Origin of the sequence: Streptomyces sp. NPDC046759, assembly GCF_040645475.1 — a bacterium.
Lineage (GTDB): Bacteria > Actinomycetota > Actinomycetes > Streptomycetales > Streptomycetaceae > Streptomyces.
This window is the reverse complement of record NZ_JBEYYJ010000007.1, coordinates 104,456-124,594: the sequence shown is the minus strand read 5'-3', so window position 1 is coordinate 124,594 and position 20,139 is coordinate 104,456. Positions and strand designations below refer to the sequence as shown.

At 70.7% G+C, this 20,139-nt stretch carries 20 protein-coding genes and 5 tRNA genes; 8 read left to right on the top strand and 17 right to left on the bottom strand.

The genetic code is table 11. From position 1 onward, the window contains the following. The first annotated feature begins 164 nt into the window (after positions 1 to 164). Both ABZ919_RS12165 and ABZ919_RS12160 read left to right on the top strand, forming a co-directional pair. Complete coding sequence (locus tag ABZ919_RS12165; protein ID WP_031138109.1) at positions 165 to 398, top strand: Lrp/AsnC ligand binding domain-containing protein; 234 nt, start codon at positions 165 to 167, stop codon at positions 396 to 398. A 20-nt stretch (positions 399 to 418) separates the two neighbouring features. Further along, complete coding sequence (locus tag ABZ919_RS12160; RefSeq protein WP_361246048.1) at positions 419 to 937, top strand: DUF3515 domain-containing protein; 519 nt, start codon at positions 419 to 421, stop codon at positions 935 to 937. Positions 938 to 976: 39 nt separating this feature from the next. Here the strand turns inward: ABZ919_RS12160 and ABZ919_RS12155 are convergent, their stop codons facing one another. The 3 genes from ABZ919_RS12155 to ABZ919_RS12145 all read right to left on the bottom strand — a co-directional run bounded on the left by ABZ919_RS12155 (position 977) and on the right by ABZ919_RS12145 (position 4,016). Continuing rightward, a complete protein-coding gene (locus tag ABZ919_RS12155; protein ID WP_361246046.1) occupies positions 977 to 2,134 on the bottom strand; it encodes a D-alanine--D-alanine ligase family protein in 1,158 nt (385 codons plus the stop codon). Between the two features lie 104 nt (positions 2,135 to 2,238). Beyond that, entirely contained in the window at positions 2,239 to 3,249 is a 1,011-nt protein-coding gene (locus ABZ919_RS12150; RefSeq protein WP_361246044.1) for an NAD(P)H-dependent glycerol-3-phosphate dehydrogenase, read from the bottom strand. Beyond that, entirely contained in the window at positions 3,246 to 4,016 is a 771-nt protein-coding gene (locus ABZ919_RS12145; protein WP_361246041.1) for a lysophospholipid acyltransferase family protein, read from the bottom strand. The genes ABZ919_RS12150 and ABZ919_RS12145 overlap by 4 nt, the downstream gene beginning before the upstream one ends. Before the next feature lie 151 nt (positions 4,017 to 4,167). Here ABZ919_RS12145 and cofC point away from each other — a divergent pair, with 151 nt between their 5' ends. Both cofC and ABZ919_RS12135 read left to right on the top strand, forming a co-directional pair. Then, complete coding sequence (gene cofC / locus ABZ919_RS12140) at positions 4,168 to 4,806, top strand: 2-phospho-L-lactate guanylyltransferase (RefSeq protein WP_361246038.1); 639 nt, start codon at positions 4,168 to 4,170, stop codon at positions 4,804 to 4,806. 194 nt (positions 4,807 to 5,000) lie between these two features. Continuing rightward, a complete protein-coding gene (locus tag ABZ919_RS12135; RefSeq protein WP_361246035.1) occupies positions 5,001 to 5,204 on the top strand; it encodes a hypothetical protein in 204 nt (67 codons plus the stop codon). A 71-nt stretch (positions 5,205 to 5,275) separates the two neighbouring features. Here the strand turns inward: ABZ919_RS12135 and ABZ919_RS12130 are convergent, their stop codons facing one another. From ABZ919_RS12130 to leuC, 4 genes are all read right to left on the bottom strand, one after another. Beyond that, positions 5,276 to 5,929 (bottom strand): HU family DNA-binding protein, encoded by a 654-nt coding sequence (locus tag ABZ919_RS12130; RefSeq protein WP_361246033.1) that lies wholly within the window; start codon positions 5,927 to 5,929, stop codon positions 5,276 to 5,278. Between the two features lie 136 nt (positions 5,930 to 6,065). Further along, the gene (locus ABZ919_RS12125; RefSeq protein WP_361246031.1) at positions 6,066 to 6,296 is read right to left on the bottom strand and encodes a hypothetical protein; all 231 of its coding nucleotides are present in this window, start codon (positions 6,294 to 6,296) and stop codon (positions 6,066 to 6,068) included. 265 nt (positions 6,297 to 6,561) lie between these two features. Then, a complete protein-coding gene (gene leuD / locus ABZ919_RS12120; RefSeq protein WP_361246028.1) occupies positions 6,562 to 7,155 on the bottom strand; it encodes a 3-isopropylmalate dehydratase small subunit in 594 nt (197 codons plus the stop codon). A 6-nt stretch (positions 7,156 to 7,161) separates the two neighbouring features. After that, the gene (gene leuC / locus ABZ919_RS12115) at positions 7,162 to 8,592 is read right to left on the bottom strand and encodes a 3-isopropylmalate dehydratase large subunit (RefSeq protein ID WP_361246025.1); all 1,431 of its coding nucleotides are present in this window, start codon (positions 8,590 to 8,592) and stop codon (positions 7,162 to 7,164) included. Between the two features lie 197 nt (positions 8,593 to 8,789). On the opposite strand from leuC, the gene ndgR reads away from it, so the two are divergent. Next, positions 8,790 to 9,506, top strand: coding sequence for an IclR family transcriptional regulator NdgR (ndgR, locus tag ABZ919_RS12110; RefSeq protein ID WP_023546516.1), 717 nt, complete (start codon positions 8,790 to 8,792; stop codon positions 9,504 to 9,506). 417 nt (positions 9,507 to 9,923) lie between these two features. Here the strand turns inward: ndgR and ABZ919_RS12105 are convergent, their stop codons facing one another. Beyond that, positions 9,924 to 10,421 (bottom strand): DUF4188 domain-containing protein, encoded by a 498-nt coding sequence (locus tag ABZ919_RS12105; RefSeq protein WP_361246023.1) that lies wholly within the window; start codon positions 10,419 to 10,421, stop codon positions 9,924 to 9,926. Positions 10,422 to 10,505: 84 nt separating this feature from the next. Here ABZ919_RS12105 and ABZ919_RS12100 point away from each other — a divergent pair, with 84 nt between their 5' ends. Then, positions 10,506 to 11,150 carry a MerR family transcriptional regulator gene (locus ABZ919_RS12100; RefSeq protein WP_361246022.1) on the top strand — a complete coding sequence of 215 codons (645 nt, stop codon included), beginning with the start codon at positions 10,506 to 10,508 and terminating at the stop codon, positions 11,148 to 11,150. Positions 11,151 to 11,199: 49 nt separating this feature from the next. On the opposite strand, the gene ABZ919_RS12095 is transcribed toward ABZ919_RS12100, so the two are convergent. From ABZ919_RS12095 to ABZ919_RS12070, 6 genes are all read right to left on the bottom strand, one after another. Beyond that, a tRNA-Glu gene (locus ABZ919_RS12095) sits at positions 11,200 to 11,272 on the bottom strand. Between the two features lie 28 nt (positions 11,273 to 11,300). Next, a tRNA-Gln gene (locus ABZ919_RS12090) sits at positions 11,301 to 11,372 on the bottom strand. Positions 11,373 to 11,393: 21 nt separating this feature from the next. Beyond that, positions 11,394 to 11,466: transfer RNA gene (locus ABZ919_RS12085), tRNA-Glu, on the bottom strand. Between the two features lie 29 nt (positions 11,467 to 11,495). Then, positions 11,496 to 11,568, bottom strand: a tRNA-Glu gene (locus ABZ919_RS12080). A 21-nt stretch (positions 11,569 to 11,589) separates the two neighbouring features. Then, positions 11,590 to 11,661 (bottom strand) — tRNA-Gln (locus ABZ919_RS12075). Positions 11,662 to 11,750: 89 nt separating this feature from the next. Then, entirely contained in the window at positions 11,751 to 12,482 is a 732-nt protein-coding gene (locus tag ABZ919_RS12070; protein WP_361246019.1) for an HAD family hydrolase, read from the bottom strand. Between the two features lie 41 nt (positions 12,483 to 12,523). On the opposite strand from ABZ919_RS12070, the gene ABZ919_RS12065 reads away from it, so the two are divergent. Next, positions 12,524 to 12,808 (top strand): hypothetical protein, encoded by a 285-nt coding sequence (locus tag ABZ919_RS12065; RefSeq protein ID WP_361246016.1) that lies wholly within the window; start codon positions 12,524 to 12,526, stop codon positions 12,806 to 12,808. Between the two features lie 60 nt (positions 12,809 to 12,868). On the opposite strand, the gene gltX is transcribed toward ABZ919_RS12065, so the two are convergent. The 3 genes from gltX to ABZ919_RS12050 form a co-directional block, all read right to left on the bottom strand. Then, a complete protein-coding gene (gene gltX, locus ABZ919_RS12060; protein ID WP_361246014.1) occupies positions 12,869 to 14,353 on the bottom strand; it encodes a glutamate--tRNA ligase in 1,485 nt (494 codons plus the stop codon). After that, positions 14,346 to 15,131: a fumarylacetoacetate hydrolase family protein gene (locus ABZ919_RS12055; protein WP_361246011.1), complete on the bottom strand. Its 786-nt coding sequence runs from the start codon at positions 15,129 to 15,131 to the stop codon at positions 14,346 to 14,348. The genes gltX and ABZ919_RS12055 overlap by 8 nt, the downstream gene beginning before the upstream one ends. 391 nt (positions 15,132 to 15,522) lie before the next feature. Continuing rightward, positions 15,523 to 15,714 (bottom strand): hypothetical protein, encoded by a 192-nt coding sequence (locus ABZ919_RS12050; protein ID WP_361246008.1) that lies wholly within the window; start codon positions 15,712 to 15,714, stop codon positions 15,523 to 15,525. Between the two features lie 572 nt (positions 15,715 to 16,286). Between ABZ919_RS12050 and ABZ919_RS12045 the strand changes: the two genes are divergently transcribed. Continuing rightward, entirely contained in the window at positions 16,287 to 20,132 is a 3,846-nt protein-coding gene (locus ABZ919_RS12045) for a nitrate- and nitrite sensing domain-containing protein (RefSeq protein ID WP_361246005.1), read from the top strand. Positions 20,133 to 20,139: the final 7 nt, after the last annotated feature.

Sequence of the window (20,139 nt, the reverse complement as noted above, 5' to 3'; positions counted from 1 at the left end):
GGTCCGGGTGACCGTCGGGACGGTCGACGCGACCGTCAACTTCCGTCGTGCCTGCACCCTGGCGCGCAAGCCCGGTTCCCGCAGGTCTCCCCGCGGGGAGCGGCGACGCGATACCGTGGCGTTCCTTTTCCCCACATGATCCTCGTGGCCGCCCTGGAGGTTCCGTGGTACAGGCGTACATCCTGATCCAGACGGAGGTCGGCAAAGCGTCGACCGTCGCCGAGACGATCACCAAGATCCCTGGAGTGATCCAGGCCGAGGACGTGACGGGACCGTACGACGTCATCGTGCGCGCCCAGGCCGACACGGTCGACGACCTCGGCCGCATGGTGGTCGCCAAGGTCCAGCAAGTGGACGGCATCACGCGCACCCTGACCTGTCCGGTCGTGCATCTGTAGCCCCCGTCTACCCTTGCCCGGTGAACATCTTCCGTCACCGGCCCCTCGGCCTGCTCGCGCCCGCCCTGCTGATCGCGGTCGCGGGCTGCTCCTCGGCAGACGACAGCGCCACGGTGGCGGTTCCCAGCCCCGACGCGAGATCGGCGAAGGTGTGCCGGGATCTGCACCGGGCGCTGCCGCGGAAGCTCGACGGGCGTGGCCGCAACGACCCCGAGCCCCGGTCCGCCTACACGGCGGGCTGGGGAAACCCGGCGATCATACTGCGCTGCGGTGTCGTACGGCCGCCGAAGATGATCGACCCCAAGGTGGCCAGGGGCGACGACCCGGACGCCGTCGCGGGCGGGGTCAACGGCGTCGACTGGCTGATGGAGAAGCAGGGCGACGGCACCTGGCGGTTCACCACCGCCGGGCGCGTGGCCTATGTGCAGATCGGCCTGCCCAAGGGAATGTCCGCGCAGGAGGAGGGCACGGCGGTGCTCACGGATCTCGCGCCCTCCGTCAAGAAGGCGATCCCCGAGGGGATCGCCTCCATGCGATGAAAGTGCGGGAGAGGGGCGCCCGGGAGACGGGCGCGCGGCTCAGCGGAGCCCGGTCGAACGGCGCAGTGCGGCCTGCACCAGGCGGTCGATCAGCTCGGGGTAGCTGACGCCGCCGGCCTGCCACATCTGCGGGTACATCGAGATCGGCGTGAAGCCGGGCAGGGTGTTGACCTCGTTGATCACGAACTCGCCCTCCTCGGTGAGGAAGAAGTCCGCGCGGACCAGGCCCTCGCAGGAGACCGCCTCGAACGCCTGCACCGCGAGCCGCTGGACCTCGGCGGTCTGCTCCTCGGTGAGCGGCGCCGGGACGACACCGGGCGTGGAGTCGATGTACTTGGCCTCGAAGTCGTAGTACGCGTGTGCGTCCGGCGGCGGGATCTCGGCCGGCACGGAGGCGCGCGGCCCGTCCTCGAACTCCAGCACCCCGCACTCGATCTCACGGCCCCGGACGGCGGCCTCGACCAGGATCTTCGGGTCGTGCGCCTGGGCGGTGGCGATCGCCTCGTCCAGGCCGGACAGGTCGTCGACCTTGGTGATGCCGATCGACGAACCCGCACGCGCGGGCTTCACGAACAGCGGCCAGCCGTGCTCGCCCGCGAAGTCGACGATCTTCTTGCGGGCGGCGGACTCGTCCTGCGCCCACTCGCGCGGCCGGATCACCACGTACGGGCCGACCTTCAGCCCGAAGGAGGTGAAGATCCGCTTCATGTACTCCTTGTCCTGGCCGACGGCCGAGGCGAGCACGCCGGCGCCCACGTACGGCACCCCGGACAGCTCCAGGAGGCCCTGGAGGGTGCCGTCCTCGCCGTACGGGCCGTGGAGCACCGGGAAGACCACGTCGACCTCGCCGAGCGCCTTGGGCACCGAGCCGGGCTCGCTGTAGACGACCTCGCGGTTGGCGGGGTCGACGGGGAGCACCACGCCGCCCTCGTGCGACTCCGCGAGGTCCTCGACCTCGGGGGTGCGCCGGTCGGTGATGGCCATCCGCTCCGGCTCGTCGGCGGTGAGCACCCAACGGCCCTCCCGCGTGATGCCGATCGGCAGCACGTCGTACTTGGTCCGGTCGATGGCGCTCAGGACCGCGCCCGCGGTGACCATGGAGATCCCGTGTTCGGAGCTGCGTCCGCCGAACACGATGGCCACGCGCGGCTTGCGCGAGGGCGACTCGGGGCTCTGGGGAAGGTTCTCGGTGCTCATATCGCGTTGAGAGTACCCGCTGGTATTGCCCGAGTCAGCGCCCGTCCGGACGCCGTGACTCAGCGTCCCTCCAACGGTCGCGCAGCGTCGCGCGGCAGGAGCGTTCAGCGCCGCTCGGGCTTGGCGCTGCGGGACATCAGCTCCTTGAGGGCGACCACCGGCGGCTTGCCCTCGTGCACGATGTCCACGACCGTCTCGGCGATGGGCATCTCCACCCCGTGCCGGCGGGCCAGATCCGCAACCGACTCACAGGACTTGACGCCCTCGGCGGTCTGCCGGGTGACCGCGATGGTCTCCTGAAGCGTCATGCCCTTGCCCAGGTTGGTGCCGAAGGTGTGGTTGCGCGACAGCGGCGAGGAGCAGGTGGCCACCAGGTCGCCGAGGCCCGCGAGTCCGGAGAAGGTCAGCGGGTCGGCGCCGAGCGCCATGCCGAGCCGGGTGGTCTCGGCGAGCCCCCGGGTGATCAGCGAGCCCTTGGCGTTGTCGCCCAGGCCCATGCCGTCGGCGATGCCGACCGCGAGGCCGATGACGTTCTTGACCGCGCCGCCCAGTTCGCAGCCGACGACGTCGGTGTTGGTGTACGGCCGGAAGTAGGGCGTGTGGCAGGCGGCCTGCAGGCGCTGGGCGACGGCCTCGTCGGTGCAGGCGACGACGGCCGCGGCGGGCATGCGGGCGGCGATCTCGCGGGCCAGGTTGGGCCCGGTGACGACGGCGATGCGGTCCGGGCCGACCTTGGCGACGTCCTCGATGACCTCGCTCATCCGCATGGCGGAGCCGAGTTCGACGCCCTTCATCAGGGAGACGAGCACGGTGTGCCGGGCGAGCAGCGGAATCCACTCGGCGAGGTTGGCGCGCAGGGTCTGGGAGGGGACGGCGAGGACGGTGAAGTCCGCGTCCCGCAGGGCCTCGGCCGGGTCCGAAGTGGCCGCGAGGTTCTCCGGGAGTTCGACTCCCGGCAGGTAGTCGGGGTTGGTGCGGGTGGAGTTGACGGCCTCGGCCAGCTCGGGGCGGCGGGCCCACAGGGTCACTTCGCAGCCCGCGTCGGCGAGCACCATGCCGAAGGCGGTGCCCCACGAGCCGGTGCCCATGACCGCCGCCTTGACCGACTTGCTCACTTGCTCTGCCCCTCCGGTTCCTTGCCCTTGCTCTGCGCCTGGGTCCGGCGCCGCTGTTCGATCCGCTCACGGCGCGGGTCGTAGGGCGTCTCGGGCGCCTTCTCGCCGCGGATCTCCTCGAGCTGGCGGGTGATCGCCGCCATGATGACCTCGGTGGCCTCCTTGAGCAGCTCCGGGGTCATCTCCTTGCCGTAGAAGCGCGACAGGTCCACGGGCGGGCCGGCGAGCACGTGATGGGTCTTGCGCGGGAAGAGGTCCGGCTTCCTGGCGTACGGCGGCAGCAGTTCGTTGGCGCCCCACTGGGCGATCGGGATGACCGGGCACCGGGTCTGCAGGGCGACGCGGGCGGCGCCGGTCTTGCCGGTCATGGGCCAGCCGTCCGGGTCGCGGGTGAGGGTGCCCTCGGGGTAGAAGGCGACGCACTCGCCGCGCTCCACGGCGTCGATCGCGGCGCGGAAGGCGCTGAGCGCGTCCGTGGACTCCCGGTAGACGGGGATCTGCCCGGTGCCGCGCATGGCGGCGCCGACGAATCCCTTCTTGAAAAGTCCGCTCTTCGCCAGGAATCGCGGAACCCGGCCGGTGTTGTACTGATAGTGCGCGTAGGCGAAGGGGTCCACGTGGGAATTGTGGTTCACCACGGTGATAAATCCGTCCTCGGCCGGAATGTGCTCCATTCCGCGCCAGTCCCGCTTGATCAGAATCACCAGCGGCGGTTTGCAGATCACCGCGGCGAAGCGGTACCAGAAGCCGATTCTGCGGCGGGGCACGAGGACACCTTCCTCTAGGGCTGTCACCTGGCGGGGGCCGCACAAGTGTCGCTCCGAGCCGCCGGTCTGTCGAGAACACGGTACGCCCCGCCACCGTCGGTGCCGGGTGGCGCGGGGACAATGCTCGTGACGAGAGAGGGACGGTACGCCGGTGCAGTGGACCTTGGTCATCCCCCTGAAGCCCCTGTCCCGGGCCAAGAGCAGGCTCTCGGGCACCGCAGCGGACGGCGTGCGGCCCGGGCTGGCCCTGGCGTTCGCGCAGGACACGGTGTCCGCCGCGCTGGCGTGTCCCGCCGTGTCGGATGTGGCGGTCGTCACGGACGACGGGCTGGCGGCGCGTGAGCTGGCGGCACTGGGCGCCCGGATCGTCCCGGACGCCCCGGCGAAGGGCCTGAACGCCGCTCTGGCGCACGGGACGGACGTCGTACGGGACATGCGCCCGCACACCCCGGTCGCGGCTCTGAACGCCGATCTCCCGGCGTTGCGGCCCGCGGAGCTGGCCGTCGTCCTGGGTGCGGCCGGGGAGTTTTCGCGGGCGTTTCTCGCGGACGCGGCCGAACTGGGCACGACGTTGCTGGCCGCGGGACCGGGCACGGAATTGCGGCCGGAGTTCGGAGTGGATTCCCGCTGCCGGCATCGCTCCTCGGGGGCGGCGGAACTCCTGCTGACGGACGTCGATTCGGTACGGCAGGACGTCGACACCGGCGACGATCTGCGGGCGGCGCTGGCGCTGGGCGTGGGCCCGTACACGGCTGCGGTGTCGGCCGGGTTGCTGATCCCGGAGCCGTGAGGGGCCCGGTGCGCAGGGGGCCCGGTGCGGGGGGCCGGGCGGGGCCGGGGCGTCGCCCGCCGGAGGGTGCGGCTGCGCAAACCCCTTGAAGGGGCGAGGGGAACCGCGCGACCGGCCACCCCCGGGTCCCCAGCCCGCAGCCGGCCTCCGGCCCCGCGGCGCGCTCCGTGACAGCGGACATTAGGCTGACCGTCATGCAGGCCACGGCATACACCTACGACCCGGAAACGCGCAGTGGGCAGGTGCTCCTCGACGACGGCACCCCGGTCCCCTTCGACGACGCCGCCTTCACCGCCGGAGGCCTCCGGCTGCTGCGGCCGGGTCAGCGCGTGCGGATCGAGACCGAGGGGCAGGGAGACGCCCTGCGCATCACGCTCGTAACCCTTCAAACCCTGTAACTGCCCTTACACACGCCGCGGGCCGGGCTCCCTGGGGGAGTCCGGCCCGGCGCGTGGGAGCCTCGGCGTCCTTACGACGTCGCCTTGCGAGCGGTGGCCTTCTTGGCGGTGGTCTTGCGAGCCGTCGACTTCTTGGCCGGGGCCTTCTTCGCGGTGACCTTCTTCGCCGGGGCCTTCTTGGCCGTCGCCTTCTTGGCGGTGGTCTTCTTCGCCGCGGTGGTCTTGGCGGTCGCCGTGGTCTTCTTGGCGGGCGCCTTCTTCGCCGTGGTCTTCTTGGCGGCGGCCGTGGTCTTCTTGGCCGTCGTCTTCTTCGCGGTGGTCTTCGCCGCGCCCGCCGCCTTCTTGGCGGCGGCCTTCTTGCCGGCGGCCTTGGCGATCGTGGGCGGCGGGCCGGACAGGCTGCCCTTCGGCGCCTTCTTGACCGAGACCTCGCCGCCGCGCGGCAGCTTCTTCGAGCCGCTCACCAGGTCCTTGAAGCCCTGACCGGCGCGGAAGCGCGGCACGGAGGTCTTCTTGACCCGAACCCGCTCGCCCGTCTGGGGGTTGCGGGCGTAGCGGGCGGGGCGGTCCACCTTCTCGAAGGACCCGAAGCCCGTGACCGAGACCCGCTCGCCCGCGACGACCGCGCGGACGATGGCGTCCAGGACATGATCGACAGCGTCGGCGGCCTGCTGGCGGCCACCCAACTTGTCGGCAATCGCTTCTACGAGCTGCGCCTTGTTCACGTCTTCCCCTTCGGAGACATCGCCAGAACGAAAGTGTTCAAGCTTTTTCGCACGTTAGGCAGATATATACCGCAAATCAAACACGAAACGGGCTTATCACCCTTGTGCCGCAACGGATTCGGTGGTCTCGGGCTGTTCAGTGGTCCTCGCCGGGGATCCGGCCCTCGTCGAGGTCCGCGTTGAACCGCTCGAGCCGCCTTGCCGCAGCGGCGAGATCGTGCTTGGCCGCGGCCGTAATGACCAGCAGCTTCCGGGTCAGCGCCATCCGTACGCCCTCCGGGACTTGCAGTGCGCGCACCCTTGCGTGCGCTTCCTTGAGCTGGTTCGCGACCGCCGCATAGAGCTGGAGTTGGCCGTCGTGTTCCATGCACAGATTGTGCCATCTAGGGCGAGTTGTCGCCTGCGCAGGGGGCAACTGCCGCCTCAAATGGCCTTCCAGGCACTTGCGGAGGACGCGATCCCAGCACTCACGTACCCCGGCAACAGCCTGCGTAACGTGGGAAGTTGAGGCGGGAGTGGCGAGCTCACGGGGCCGTTCGGGTGCAGACACGGCTGTACCCCCGATCGTGGCGATCGGGGGTACAGAGGGGATGTTGGCGTGGCCGAAACCCGCCCCGTTCAGGGGGTCCGGGTCAGCTCTGGAGGGTCCGCGGCTTGTAGGACGGCCGCTTGGCCTCGTACGCGGCGACGTCGGCCTCGTTCTGCAGCGTGATGGAGATGTCGTCCAGGCCGTTCAGCAGCCGCCAGCGGGAGTTCTCGTCCAGCTCGAAGGAGGCGGTGATGCCCGCCGCACGCACCTCACGAGCCTCAAGGTCCACAGTGACCTCAGCAGTGGGGTCCTGTTCGGTGAGGTCCCACAGCGCGTCCACGATCTTCTGGTCCAGGACGACCGTGAGCAGGCCGTTCTTCAGCGAGTTGCCCCGGAAGATGTCGGCGAAGCGGGAGGAGATCACGGCCTTGAAGCCGTAGTTCTGCAGCGCCCAGACGGCGTGCTCGCGGGAGGAGCCGGTGCCGAAGTCGGGGCCGGCGACCAGGACGGTCGCGCCCTGGCGCTCCGGGCGGTTGAGCACGAACTCCGGGTCCTTGCGCCAGGCCTCGAACAGCCCGTCCTCGAAGCCGTCCCGGGTCACCTTCTTGAGCCAGTGAGCAGGGATGATCTGGTCGGTGTCCACGTTGGAGCGGCGCAGCGGGACGGCCCGGCCGGTGTGCGTGGTGAATGCTTCCATGACTGATCAGACTCCAGCGGGCGTGCGGGTTGCGGCGTCGGACAGGTCGGCGGGCGAGGCCAGGTGGCCCAGGACCGCGGTGGCCGCCGCGACCTGCGGCGACACCAGGTGCGTCCGGCCGCCCTTGCCCTGCCGGCCCTCGAAGTTGCGGTTGGAGGTGGAGGCGGAGCGCTCGCCCGGCGCCAGCTGGTCGGGGTTCATGCCGAGGCACATCGAGCAGCCCGCGTGCCGCCATTCGGCGCCGGCCTCCTTGAAGACCACGTCCAGGCCCTCGGAGACGGCCTGCAGGCCCACGCGCGCCGAGCCCGGGACGACCAGCATCCGTACGCCGTCGGCGACTTTGCGGTCCCGCAGGATGTCCGCCGCGGCCCGCAGGTCCTCGATGCGGCCGTTGGTGCAGGAGCCTACGAAGACGGTGTCCACGTTGATGGAGCGCAGCGGCTGGCCGGCCTCCAACCCCATGTACTCCAGGGCCTTTTCGGCGGCGAGGCGCTCCGAAGCGTCTTCGTACGAAGCCGGGTCGGGGACGGCGGCCGAAAGCGGCGCGCCCTGGCCGGGGTTGGTGCCCCACGTGACGAACGGCGACAGTTCGGCGGCGTTGATCACGACCTCGGCGTCGAACTCGGCGTCGTCGTCGGTGCGCAGCGTCTTCCAGTACTCGACGGCCGCGTCCCAGTCGGCGCCCTCGGGGGCGTGCGGGCGGCCCTCGAGGTACGCGAAGGTGGTCTCGTCGGGGGCGATCATGCCGGCCCGGGCGCCGGCCTCGATCGACATGTTGCAGATGGTCATCCGGGCCTCCATCGAGAGCTTCTCGATGGCGGAGCCGCGGTACTCCAGGATGTAGCCCTGGCCGCCGCCCGTACCGATCCTGGCGATGATCGCCAGGATCAGGTCCTTGGCCGTGACGCCCTCGGGCAGTTCGCCGTCGACCGTGATCGCCATGGTCTTCGGGCGGGCCAGCGGCAGCGTCTGGGTGGCCAGCACGTGCTCCACCTGGGAGGTGCCGATGCCGAACGCCAGCGCACCGAAGGCACCGTGCGTGGAGGTGTGGGAGTCACCGCAGACCACGGTCGTACCGGGCTGGGTCAGGCCCAGCTGCGGGCCGACGACGTGCACGACGCCCTGCTCGACGTCGCCCAGCGGGTGCAGCCGCACCCCGAACTCGGCGCAGTTCTTGCGCAGCGTCTCCAGCTGGGCGCGGGAGACCGGGTCGGCGATGGGCTTGTCGATGTCGAGGGTCGGGGTGTTGTGGTCCTCGGTCGCGATGGTGAGGTCGAGGCGGCGCACCGTCCGGCCGTTCTTGCGCAGCCCGTCGAAGGCCTGCGGGCTGGTCACCTCGTGCAGCAGGTGCAGATCGATGTAGAGGAGGTCGGGCTCGCCCTCGGCGCGCCGGACGACGTGGTCGTCCCAGACCTTCTCCGCGAGTGTCCTACCCATCGCTTTCCCTCCGGCCGGCAAGCGTGCACCGACCCAACTAGAGATCTTGAGGAGGAGACGCCCGCGCCCCAGGTGTCGTGATTCCGGGCGTCCACCACCGGGCCCCTTGGTCTGCGGGCCGCTGTGTGATTCCAGGGTGGCGCGTTCCACGGAAAATTGAACTTGCGTTTCACAGAGTGAGACGCGAGTATCGTTGCATGGACAACAGTAGCGGCGTCGGCGTTCTGGACAAGGCGGCCCTCGTCCTGAGCGCTCTGGAGTCCGGTCCGGCCACCCTCGCGGGTCTGGTCGGCGCGACCGGACTGGCACGACCCACGGCTCACCGCCTGGCCGTGGCCTTGGAACACCACCGCATGGTGGCACGCGACATGCAGGGCCGTTTCATCCTCGGCCCGCGCCTCGCGGAGCTGGCCGCGGCCGCGGGCGAGGACCGCCTGCTGGCGACGGCCGGCCCGGTGCTGACCCACCTCCGGGACGTCACCGGTGAGAGTGCGCAGCTCTACCGGCGCCAGGGTGACATGCGGATCTGCGTGGCGGCGGCGGAACGGCTGTCCGGCCTTCGGGACACCGTCCCCGTCGGTTCCACCCTCACGATGAAGGCCGGTTCCTCGGCGCAGATCCTGCTCGCCTGGGAGGAGCCCGAGCGCTTGCACCGCGGCCTGCAGGGCGCCCGCTTCACGGCGACGGCCCTGTCGGGCGTACGGCGGCGCGGCTGGGCCCAGTCCATCGGCGAGCGCGAGCCGGGCGTCGCGTCCGTCTCCGCGCCGGTGCGCGGCCCCTCCAACCGCGTGGTGGCCGCCGTGTCGGTCTCCGGCCCCATCGAGCGCCTGACGCGCCACCCGGGCCGCATGCACGCCCAGGCGGTCATCGACGCGGCGGCCCGCCTGTCGGAGGCCCTGCGCCGCTCGGGCTGAGAGCACGGGAGACCCCGCTCCCGGAAGGAGTCCGCCTCAACGCCGCGGCAGACTCCTTCCAGGGGCGGGACGGCCGATCCCGGGGAGCGCGATCCACGGGGGCGCGACGGAGCTCCGGGGACTGCGGGCCGGCCGGCCGCTCCGTGAGATGCCGGAGCCGGCCGACCGCTGCGCGAGATGCCGGAGCCGGCCAGCCGCTGCGTGAGATGCCGGTGGACTATGGCCGCGTGAGATGCCGGTGGACATGCGGGACCGCCGGACGCAGGCGGGGCTCCCGCCGAAGGACGCCGGCGAGCCGACCTGCAAGTGGACTCCACGGGCATGACGCCCGCCTCACCCGCGCCGGCAGCGGGGCCGGCAGCGGGAGCTGGTGCTGCGACCGGAAAGGTTCACCGGCTGGCGACGCCCGGCACGGCACTAGGCGCTCACACCGTTCCCGGACCGGTGGGCGAACCGGTCCTTCGCGTACCGCCCCCGCTTCTCCAACGGCACTTGGCCGTGCGCGGCCGCGAGCCCGAAGGCCGGCATGTCGCCGTAAACGGACTCGTACGAGCCCTCCGGCACGACGTACGTCTCGTGCCAGATCCCGACCTCCCCCCGCAGCTTCCCGCTGCGCTCCTTGCGGTTGATCACGGCCCACGCCCTGTGGTGGAACGCGTCCGGCGCGGTCGCGTAGGCGTACAGCTTGTCCTTGGACTCCCAGTACTGCACGACGTAGTACGTGCGCGGCGAGGCGGTCAGCAGGACCTTGCCGAGCAGTCCCCGCCCCGGGTCCTTCTCCAGCTCCCGCAGCATCCGGAACATCGCGAGCATCACCGGCAGCCACAGGTGCACGGCCCAGAAGCGGTTGATGCGCATGCCGATCAGCAGGACGACGACCTCGCCCTTCGCGTCGGCGGTCGTACGGGACACCATGACCACGTCCCCCCTCATTGGTGAGCGGCGCTATCCAACTACCGATGGTTGGATAGTGCCGTTATCCGAGAAGGGGCGCAAGACATGCGGCTCGCCGAACTGAGCAGACGCAGCGGGGTGTCCACCGCGACGATCAAGTACTACCTGCGCGAAGGCCTGTTGCCGCCGGGCCGCCAGATCAACACGACGACGGCGGAGTACGACGACGAGCATCTGCGCCGGCTGCGGCTGGTGCGCGCGATGATCCAGGTCGGCGGGCTCCCGGTGGCCACGGTCCGGGAGGTGCTGCGGAACGTCGACGACGACTCCCTGGGCCGGACGATGCGCATGGGCGCGGCCCTGTGGGCCCTGCCCCAGGTGGCCGAGCCGGACGCGCAGGACGAGTACGTCCGGGCCGCCCACCGCGAAGTGGGGGAGCTGCTCAGAAAGCTGGGCTGGACGAACGCACAGGCGCTGGTGACCATTTCGCCCGCGTACCGCTCACTGGTCGTCGCGGTGGCCGCGTTCCAACGGCTGGGCTACGACTGGACGTGCGAACGGATGGTCCCCTACGCCGAGTTGATGCACCGGGCGGCGGTGCTCGACCTGGACTTCGTGGAGACGCATGCTTCGGAGGCCGAGAAGGCGGAGGTGGCGGTGATCGGGGCGGTCCTCGCCGAGCCGATGCTCCAGGCGCTGCGCCGGCTGGCACAGGAGGAGGAGTCGGCGCGCAGGTACGGGTTCGCATGACCCCGGATACAGCGAAGGCCCTCCGCTGAGGCGGAGGGCCTTCGTCTCGTACCCCCGACCGGATTCGAACCGGCGCTACCGCCTTGAGAGGGCGGCGTGCTAGGCCGCTACACAACGGGGGCCTGGACACTGCGTTTCCGCAGGTCCGAGCTGGTCTACCTGGACTCGAACCAAGACTAACTGAACCAGAATCAGTCGTGCTGCCAATTACACCATAGACCAATGATGGTTTAGACCAGTCAGTACCCCCGACCGGATTCGAACCGGCGCTACCGCCTTGAGAGGGCGGCGTGCTAGGCCGCTACACAACGGGGGCCCTAGCGATCCCGACAAGATCGAGATCAGTACCCCCGACCGGATTCGAACCGGCGCTACTGCCTTGAGAGGGCAGCGTGCTAGGCCGCTACACAACGGGGGCTTTGCAGATAAGCTCTGCGAGCTGGCCTACCTGGACTCGAACCAAGACTAACTGAACCAGAATCAGTCGTGCTGCCAATTACACCATAGGCCACTGGAACTCAAGCCCCTGCGGGGTCTCGTTCTAGCTTGCTCCTCCGGGACCTGGCCTTCCGGCCCGCTCCCCTCGGCGCAGGAAGAACATTACCCGAAGGTGGACGGGGCTCCAAAACGAGTATCCGCGCGGACGAGCGCCGGGAGTTCGGCGAGGGTCGAGATCCGGTGCGCGACGACCTCCCCGGCGGCCCGCACGCCGGCCGTTCCACGGTCGATCCACACGGACAGCAGCCCGGCCTCCGCGGCGCCCCGCCCGTCGATCTCCGGGTGGTCGCCGACGTACGCCACCTGGTGCGGAGGCAGGCCCAGCGCCTCGCAGACGGCCCGGAAGGCGCCGGCCTCGGGCTTGGAGACGCCCAGCTCGGCGGCGCACAGCACGACCTCGAAGCGGTCGAGGAGGCCGAGGGTGCGCAGCTTGTGCTCCTGGACCCGGAGGCTGGAGTTGGACAGCACCGCGTGCCGGTGGCTGACGGAAAGGGCCTCCAGGGCGGGCAGGACGTCCGGGAAGAGGCTCCAGGCGGCCTGGTAGTGCCCGACGTACCGCTGGAACCAGTCGTCGCACTCGGCATCGGTCAGTTCGGTGTCGAGGAACACGCGTACGCGGTCACGGCGCTGATCCTGGAAGGAGCACTCCCCCGCCGCGTACCGCGCCCACTGGCGGTCGGTTATCTCCCGCCACCGCAGGAGAGCCTCCTCGGGCGTCGCGTACCCGGCGAGCAGCCCCTCCATCGCCAGGTGCGCCCGCATGCCCTCACGGTCCGCGGTCGTGTAATCGAACAGGGTGTCGTCCACGTCCCAGACCACGGCTCTGATCGTCATGACACCGACCGTACCGCCGAACGGCTGGCAGGCCGGCCGGCATGAGCGAGTACCGCGTCCGGTTCACCGTCGAGGCCCGTGCGACGTTCGACGCCCTGCCCGCAGAGCGCCGGGCGCAGTTGGACAGGGCCGTGCGCATACTGGCGCGCGACCCGTTCCGGAAGACCTCGACCGCGCAGCTGGGCCCCGACGAGCACCTGCGCAGGGCGTACGTGGCCCCGGGCGTCAGGCTGGAGTACATGGTGGCCGGCGCGATCATGGTCGTCGTCGTACTGGAGATCTTCGACGAGAGCGCCTACCTGATCGACGAAGCCGACGCACAGTGACCGATGCGTCAGGGGCGGCACCCGGAACGCTCCGGATGCCGCCCCTGACGCATGTGCCGGCTAGGCGCTCAGCTTCACCAGCGCCGCGTCGATGCGGGCCAGCGTCTTCTCCTTGCCCAGGACCTCCAGGGACTCGAAGAGCGGCAGGCCGACGGTGCGGCCGGTGACGGCGACGCGGACCGGGGCCTGGGCCTTGCCGAGCTTGAGGCCGTGGGCCTCGCCGGCGGCCAGGACGGCCTCCTTCAGGGACTCGGCGGAGGTCCAGTCCGCCGACTCCAGCTTCTCGCGGGCGGTGCGCAGGAGGGCGTCGCTGCCTTCCTTCATCGCCTTGGTCCAGCTGGCCTCGTCGTAGACCGGCTCGGGGAGGAAGAGGAAGTCGACGTTGTCCGTGATCTCGGAGAGGACCTTCAGACGGGTCTGGGCATGCGGGGCGATCGCCTCCCACTTGGCCGCGTCGAAGTCCTCCGGCGCCCAGGGGGCGAACGGGGCCTTCAGCCAGGGCGCGCAGCGCTCGGTGAACTCCTTCACGTCCAGCATGCGGATGTGGTCGCCGTTGATCGCCTCGCACTTCTTCAGGTCGAAGCGCGCCGGGTTGGGGTTCACGTCGGAGATGTCGAAGGCGGCGACCATCTCGTCGATGCTGAAGATGTCCTTGTCGGCCGAGAGCGACCAGCCGAGCAGCGACAGGTAGTTGAGCAGGCCCTCGGGCAGGAAGCCCCGCTCTCGGTAGAGGTTGAGGGACGACTGCGGGTCGCGCTTGGAGAGCTTCTTGTTGCCCTCGCCCATGACGTACGGCAGATGGCCGAAGGCCGGGGTCTGCTTGGCGATGCCCAGCTCGGTCAGGGCCTTGTAGAGGGCGATCTGGCGCGGGGTGGAGGAGAGCAGGTCCTCGCCGCGCAGGACGTGGGTGATCTCCATCAGGGCGTCGTCGACCGGGTTGACCAGCGTGTACAGCGGGGCGCCGTTCGCGCGGACGATGCCGTAGTCCGGCACGTTCTCCGGGGTGAAGGTCAGCTCGCCGCGGACCAGGTCGGTGAAGGTGATCGTCTCGTCCGGCATGCGGAAGCGGACGATCGGGGTTCGGCCCTGGGCCTTGTAGTCCTCGACCTGCGCCTCGGTCAGCTCGCGGCAGTGGCCGTCGTAGCCGGAGGGCCTGCCGGCGGCGCGGGCGGCCTCGCGGCGGGTGTCCAGCTCCTCCTGCGAGCAGTAGCAGCGGTAGGCGTACCCGCCGTCCAGGAGCTTCTGGGCGACGTCGGCGTAGATGTCCATGCGCTGCGACTGGCGGTACGGCGGGTGCGGGCCGCCGACCTCGGGGCCCTCGTCCCAGTCGAAGCCGAGCCAGCGCATCGCGTCGAGCAGCTGGTTGTACGACTCCTCCGAGTCGCGGGCCGCGTCGGTGTCCTCGATACGGAAGACCAGGGTGCCCTGGTGGTGCCGGGCGAACGCCCAGTTGAACAGGGCGGTGCGGACCAGGCCCACGTGCGGGTTACCGGTGGGCGAGGGGCAGAAACGGACGCGTACGGGTGAGCCGGGTGCGCTAGCCACGCTTGACAACCTTGTTGGTGAGAGTGCCGATGCCTTCGATGGTGACGGCGACCTCGTCGCCGACGTTCAGGGGGCCGACCCCCGCGGGGGTGCCGGTGAGGATGACGTCGCCGGGGAGCAGGGTCATGGCCTCGGAGATGTTGACGACCAGGTCCTCGATGGGATGGATCATCTCGCTGGTACGGCCGAGCTGGCGCTGCTGTCCGTTGACCGTCAGCTGGACGGTCAGGTCGTTCGCGCGCTGGAGGTCCAGGTCGGTCTCCACCCAGGGGCCGAGCGGGCAGGAGGTGTCGAAGCCCTTGGCCCGGGCCCACTGCTTCTCGCGCTTTTGCACGTCGCGCGCGGTGACGTCGTTGGCGCAGGTGTAGCCGAAGATCACGTCCTTGACGCGCTCGCGCGGCACCTCGCGGCACATCCGGCCGATGACGACGGCCAGCTCGGCCTCGTGGTGCAGGTCCTCGGAGAACGGCGGGTACTGGATGTCGTCGCCGGGGCCGATCACCGAGGTGGACGGCTTGAAGAAGGCGAAGGGGGCGTCCGGGACCTCATTGCCCAGCTCGCGCGCGTGGTCGGCGTAGTTGCGGCCGAACGCCACGACCTTGTTGGGGAGGACCGGCGGGAGCAGCCTGACCTTGCTCAGCGGCACCTTCGTGCCGGACAGCTCGTAGTCCGCGAACGGGATGCCCTTGATGATGTCGAGGACGAGTTCGTCCTGCTTGTCGCCCTCGACCGCGCCGAAGGCTACGTTCCCGTCGATGGAGAACCTGGCGATGCGCACGGGATCCTTGCGCCCCTTACTGAGAACCGGCGTACTGACGCCCCAGGTTAACCGGTCGACCCCCCGGACGTTCGGCTGGAGCGACGGGGCTGCGCCGCTTTTCCGGTACGGGAACGGGGCGGGCCGGAATTCCGGGATCGCGTTGTTCGGCGAGTGCCCGGGCGGAGCCGTCCTGGGCCGTGCAGCGCGCCGGCGGCCGCGGGAGCACGGCCGCCGGGCCGTCTTGGGATGATCGCCGAGGCTCTCGGAGCCGGGGCTCCCGGAAAAACGTTCCGGGAGAATTCCGGCGGGAACAGCACCGCCGGTCCTGGTCTCCCGTGAAACCGCCGCGCCGGGTCGCGCACGAAGGCGCTGCCCCGGAAATTCAGCGGAACAGGTGAGCGCGTGTCGGCTACTCTGCCGAGGCCGCCGCGCCGGCCGGGACGTCCACCAGCACCGTGCGCCGGGGGTTGGCGGTCTGGGCGGGCAGGTCGACGGAGTGCTCCGGCAGCTCGGGCGTCTGCAGGTCGCCGGCGTCCTTCAGATGCACCAGGGTCGTGCGGCGCGGGTTGGCGATCTTGTGGAACATCGTCGTCGTCTTCACGGTTGTACGCGTCCTAGTCCTGTGTCGGCGGGTTGACGGATACGGCGCTCATGTAAAGCGTCAGGCTAAACATCCAATTCCCCGCCGACGGCGCCAACTGCCCCCGCGACGCGTGTGAGTTTGCTCACGACCTGGCGGACAAACCGGTCATGTCTGACCCGCAACGCGTCCCTGCGAAACGGACATTGGCCCCCTGAAGCCATCATTCCGCTCCTGATCATGGCGACTCAGACACCTGGCACCGAGCGGCAACTCGCGGCATTGTGTCCGCTATGTCGAGGAACGCGTCCCACGGCTGGTGACGCAGCACTCACAGCGCGTCACGGAGGTCACAGCTCGGGACACGGGCCTTGTTGGAGATCCGGCACTGTGCTGGAATTCCACGGACCGCCGCAGGGATCGAGCCGGCGCACGTAGGGCGCGAAGCAGCGCCGAGTGGCGGCGAGACAGGGGGGAACCAGCGCCGGTCACTCAAGACCATCGGGGGGCGTATTCAGGGCGCTCCCCACAACGCCGACACCGTGTCCCTCCGTTTGCGCGGAGGGGCGCCTGGTCCAGAGGTTGCGACGCTAGTGCAGGGACGTTTCAAGAGGGATGGCAGCGCTTCGGCGGAGCCGGAGTCGCACGACGGGACTGGCCCCATGAAGGGCAGCTCCTCGCCCCAGCACGCCCAGAACCCGGGCCCGGCCCCGTCCGCGGACGGTGGTGAGCGTGGCGGACGCCCCGGCGTGTCCGCCCCGCTGGCCTCCTCGGGTACCAACAACGCCGGCGCCTCCCCCGCGCCGGCCGTGAAGCCCCCCAAGGGATCCACCGGCCCGGGCTCGCGCGTCGCACTGCGGAACTGGCGCATCTCCACGCGCCTGGTGTCGCTGCTCGCGCTGCCCGTGGTCGCGGCGACCTCGCTCGGTGCGCTGCGCATCGACCAGAACATCACCGACATCCAGCAGCTCGACAACATGAAGCTGCTGACGGACATGACCAAGCAGGCCACCGAGCTGGCGGCCGCGCTCCAGGAGGAGCGCGACCAGTCCGCCGGTCCGATGGCACACGGTCTGAGCGCCGCCGACTACACGGTCAAGGGCTACCGGGACAAGACGGACCGGGCCCTGGCCAACTTCGAGAACTCCACCCAGGAGATCGACGCCGCCAGCAAGGACGGCCAGCTCCAGGGCGTCCGCGACAACCTCGTCGGCATCTTCAACCAGCTGGACCAGCTGGCCAAGATCCGCAAGGGCGCCTACTCCTCCAAGGGCAACTCGACGCAGACGATCGAGTCCTACCACCGGCTCATCACGCAGCTGATCGACCTGTCCCAGGACATGGCCCAGGCGTCCAGCAACCCGGAGATGATCTCGCGCACCCGCGCCCTGGCGGCCTTCTCCACCGCCAAGGAGTACGCCTCCGTGCAGCGCGCCACGATCGCCGCCGCGCTGCCCGCGACGACGACCACGAAGGGCGACCTGTCGACGAACGACCGCCTCTACGGTCAGTCGGCCTACCAGAGCGAGAACTCCGAGATCTCGATCTTCCGGAAGATCTACGCGAACAACAACGCCGAGGAACTCCTCAAGCCGATCGACGAGGGCAACCCGACGATCGAGTCCGCGGACACCTACGCCAAGCGCGTCTTCGACTCCGCCGACGGCCTCCAGAGCCTGAACGCCCGCTCGTACAAGGACTGGGTGGACGACAGCTCGACCAAGATCGAGCAGATGAAGAAGATCGAGCACACGCTGCTCGAGGACATGGAGCAAAAGGCCCGCGAGCTCAAGAGCGCCACCCAGCAGGACGCCATCATCTCCGGTGCGCTGATCCTGCTCGTGCTCGGCGTGTCGCTGGTCGGCGCGTTCGTCGTGGCCCGCTCCATGATCCGCTCACTGCGCCGGCTGCAGGAGACCGCGACCAAGGTCGCCCAGGAACGCCTGCCCGAGCTGGTCAAGCAGCTCTCGGAGTCCGACCCGCAGGACGTCGACACCTCCGTGGAGTCGGTCGGTGTGCACTCCCGGGACGAGATCGGCCAGGTGGCCGCGGCCTTCGACGACGTGCACCGCGAGGCGGTCCGCCTCGCCGCCGAGCAGGCCCTGCTGCGGGGCAACGTCAACGCGATGTTCACCAACCTCTCGCGCCGTTCCCAGGGCCTCATCCAGCGCCAGCTGTCGCTCATCTCCGAACTGGAGTCCCGCGAGGCCGACCCCGACCAGCTGTCCTCGCTGTTCAAGCTGGACCACCTCGCGACACGCATGCGCCGTAACGGCGAGAACCTCCTCGTCCTCGCGGGTGAAGAGCCGGGCCGCCGCTGGACCCGCCCGGTCCCGCTGGTCGACGTGCTCCGCGCCGCCGCGTCCGAGGTGGAGCAGTACGAGCGCATCGAGCTGGCCGCCGTGCCGACCACCGAGGTGGCCGGCCGCGTGGTCAACGACCTCGTGCACCTGCTCGCCGAGCTGCTGGAGAACGCCACCTCGTTCTCCTCCCCGCAGACCAAGGTGAAGGTCACCGGTCACGCGCTGCCCGACGGCCGCGTGCTGATCGAGATCCACGACACCGGTATCGGCCTGTCCCCCGAGGACCTCGCGGCGATCAACGAGCGGCTCGCCTCGCCGCCCACCGTGGACGTGTCCGTCTCCCGCCGCATGGGCCTCTTCGTGGTCGGCCGGCTGTCCCAGCGCCACGGCATCCGGATCCAGCTGCGCCCGTCCGACTCCGGTGGTACGACCGCGCTGGTCATGCTGCCCGTGGACGTCGCCCAGGGCGGCAAGAAGCCCACGCCGGGCAAGCCGGGCGCGCCCGGCACCGGTGGCCCCGCCGCCGCGCAGGCCGCGGCCGGTGCGGCCGCGGCCCGGCGCCAGACCGCCGGCGGCAACGGCGGTGCCCTCGGCGGCGCCCCGGCCGGTGGCGGTCTGCTCGGCGCCGGTCCCGCTCCGCGCGGCCAGGTCGGCGCCGGCCAGGGTCCCCGGGCCGCGCTGCCCGGCACCGGCCAGGGCGGCCGTCCCGGTGCGCGCGGTCCCCAGGGCGGTCCCGGTCTCGGTGGCCCGCAGCAGGGCCGGCCGATGGCGGCGGGTTCCGGCGCGGGCGGCCTCGGCGGTCAGGTGCCCGGCGGACCGCAGCAGGACGCGTTCGGCGGCCGGGGCCCGCAGCGGCCCGGTGCTGCCTCCGACCAGGGGCGCCAGCCCCAGCTGCCGCCGCGCGGCGGACCGCGGGCCGAGCTGCCCGGCGGTGACCCGCAGACGGGCATCCCGGACTGGAGCGACCCCCAGGCCCCGCTGTCGCGTGCGTCGATGGACGCACCGCGCGGCCACGACGAGCAGGACCCGGCGCACACCGCGCGCATGCCGCGCATCGACGACCGCCAGGGCCCGGGCTCCACGGCGGAGATACCCCGGATCGACGCACACGGCCCGTCCGCCACGGGCGAGTTCCCGCGCGCCGAGCTGAACGGCCTGGGCGGTGCCCAGAACACCGGCCAGTTCGCCCGCCCGGAGAACCCGCAGCAGACCGGCCAGTTCCACCGCCCCCAGAGCCCGCAGCAGACCGGCCAGTTCAGCCGTCCGGACCTCCCGCAGGAGACGGGCCAGTTCCACCGCCCCCAGAACCCGCAGGAGACCGGCCAGTTCACCCGTCCCGACGCGCCCCGGACACCCGGCCGGTCCGACCGTTCCGGCAACCGTCAGGAAACGGGTCCGTTCGTCCGCTCCGACGTCTTCGGCACGACGGCGCCCCGGCCGGACGACGCCTCGCAGAACACGAGCCGGGACACCGGCCAGTTCGCGGCTCCGCAAGCCTTCGACGGCGGCTACGACGGCAGCTCCACCGGCCGGCACGCCCTGCCCGGACGCCAGAACCCGGCCCACACCGGTCAGTTCGAGCGCCCGCAGCCGGCCGGCCGGGACGACTTCGGCGGCCCGCCCACGCCGGCCCCGCAACAGCGTCCGGTGCACCGCGAGCCGGAGGCGCTGCCGCCGGCCAGCGGCCCGGTCGACGGCCGTACCCCGCTGTACGACACGCTGGAGACCAACTGGTTCCACGGCGCTGCGCAGCAGGAGTCCGCGCCACAGCAGCCCGCTCCGCAGCAGCCCGCTCCGGCGCCACAGCGTCCGGTGGGCGGCAACGGCAACGGCTCCACCACCGGTAGCTGGCGCACCTCGCCGAACGACGAACTCGTCCGGCAGGCGGAGCGTGTGCGGCAGCCCGCGTCCGGCGGTGTCACCACCTCCGGCCTGCCGCGCCGGGTGCCCCGGGCCAACCTCGTCCCGGGCACGGCTCAGCAGCAACAGCACCAAGCCGGTCCGCAGGTCTCGCGTGCGCCTGACGACGTACGCGGGCGGCTGACCAATCTCCGTCGGGGTATCGCTCAGGGCCGTCAGGCCGGCAGCGGCCAGACCGGCAGCTTCCCGAGCCCCACTCACCAGCAGGAGCGTTAGTTGAGTC

What these genes read in the sequence shown, in the direction of transcription:
- ABZ919_RS12135 (WP_361246035.1), top strand. Translation starts at nt 5,001, where the DNA reads ATGCAGGCCACGGCATACACCTACGACCCGGAAACGCGCAGTGGGCAG.
- ABZ919_RS12125 (WP_361246031.1), bottom strand. Translation starts at nt 6,296, where the DNA reads ATGGAACACGACGGCCAACTCCAGCTCTATGCGGCGGTCGCGAACCAG.
- ndgR (WP_023546516.1), top strand. Translation starts at nt 8,790, where the DNA reads ATGGACAACAGTAGCGGCGTCGGCGTTCTGGACAAGGCGGCCCTCGTC.
- leuC (WP_361246025.1), bottom strand. Translation starts at nt 8,592, where the DNA reads ATGGGTAGGACACTCGCGGAGAAGGTCTGGGACGACCACGTCGTCCGG.
- ABZ919_RS12155 (WP_361246046.1), bottom strand. Translation starts at nt 2,134, where the DNA reads ATGAGCACCGAGAACCTTCCCCAGAGCCCCGAGTCGCCCTCGCGCAAG.
- ABZ919_RS12105 (WP_361246023.1), bottom strand. Translation starts at nt 10,421, where the DNA reads ATGGTGTCCCGTACGACCGCCGACGCGAAGGGCGAGGTCGTCGTCCTG.
- ABZ919_RS12065 (WP_361246016.1), top strand. Translation starts at nt 12,524, where the DNA reads ATGAGCGAGTACCGCGTCCGGTTCACCGTCGAGGCCCGTGCGACGTTC.
- ABZ919_RS12100 (WP_361246022.1), top strand. Translation starts at nt 10,506, where the DNA reads ATGCGGCTCGCCGAACTGAGCAGACGCAGCGGGGTGTCCACCGCGACG.
- ABZ919_RS12070 (WP_361246019.1), bottom strand. Translation starts at nt 12,482, where the DNA reads ATGACGATCAGAGCCGTGGTCTGGGACGTGGACGACACCCTGTTCGAT.
- leuD (WP_361246028.1), bottom strand. Translation starts at nt 7,155, where the DNA reads ATGGAAGCATTCACCACGCACACCGGCCGGGCCGTCCCGCTGCGCCGC.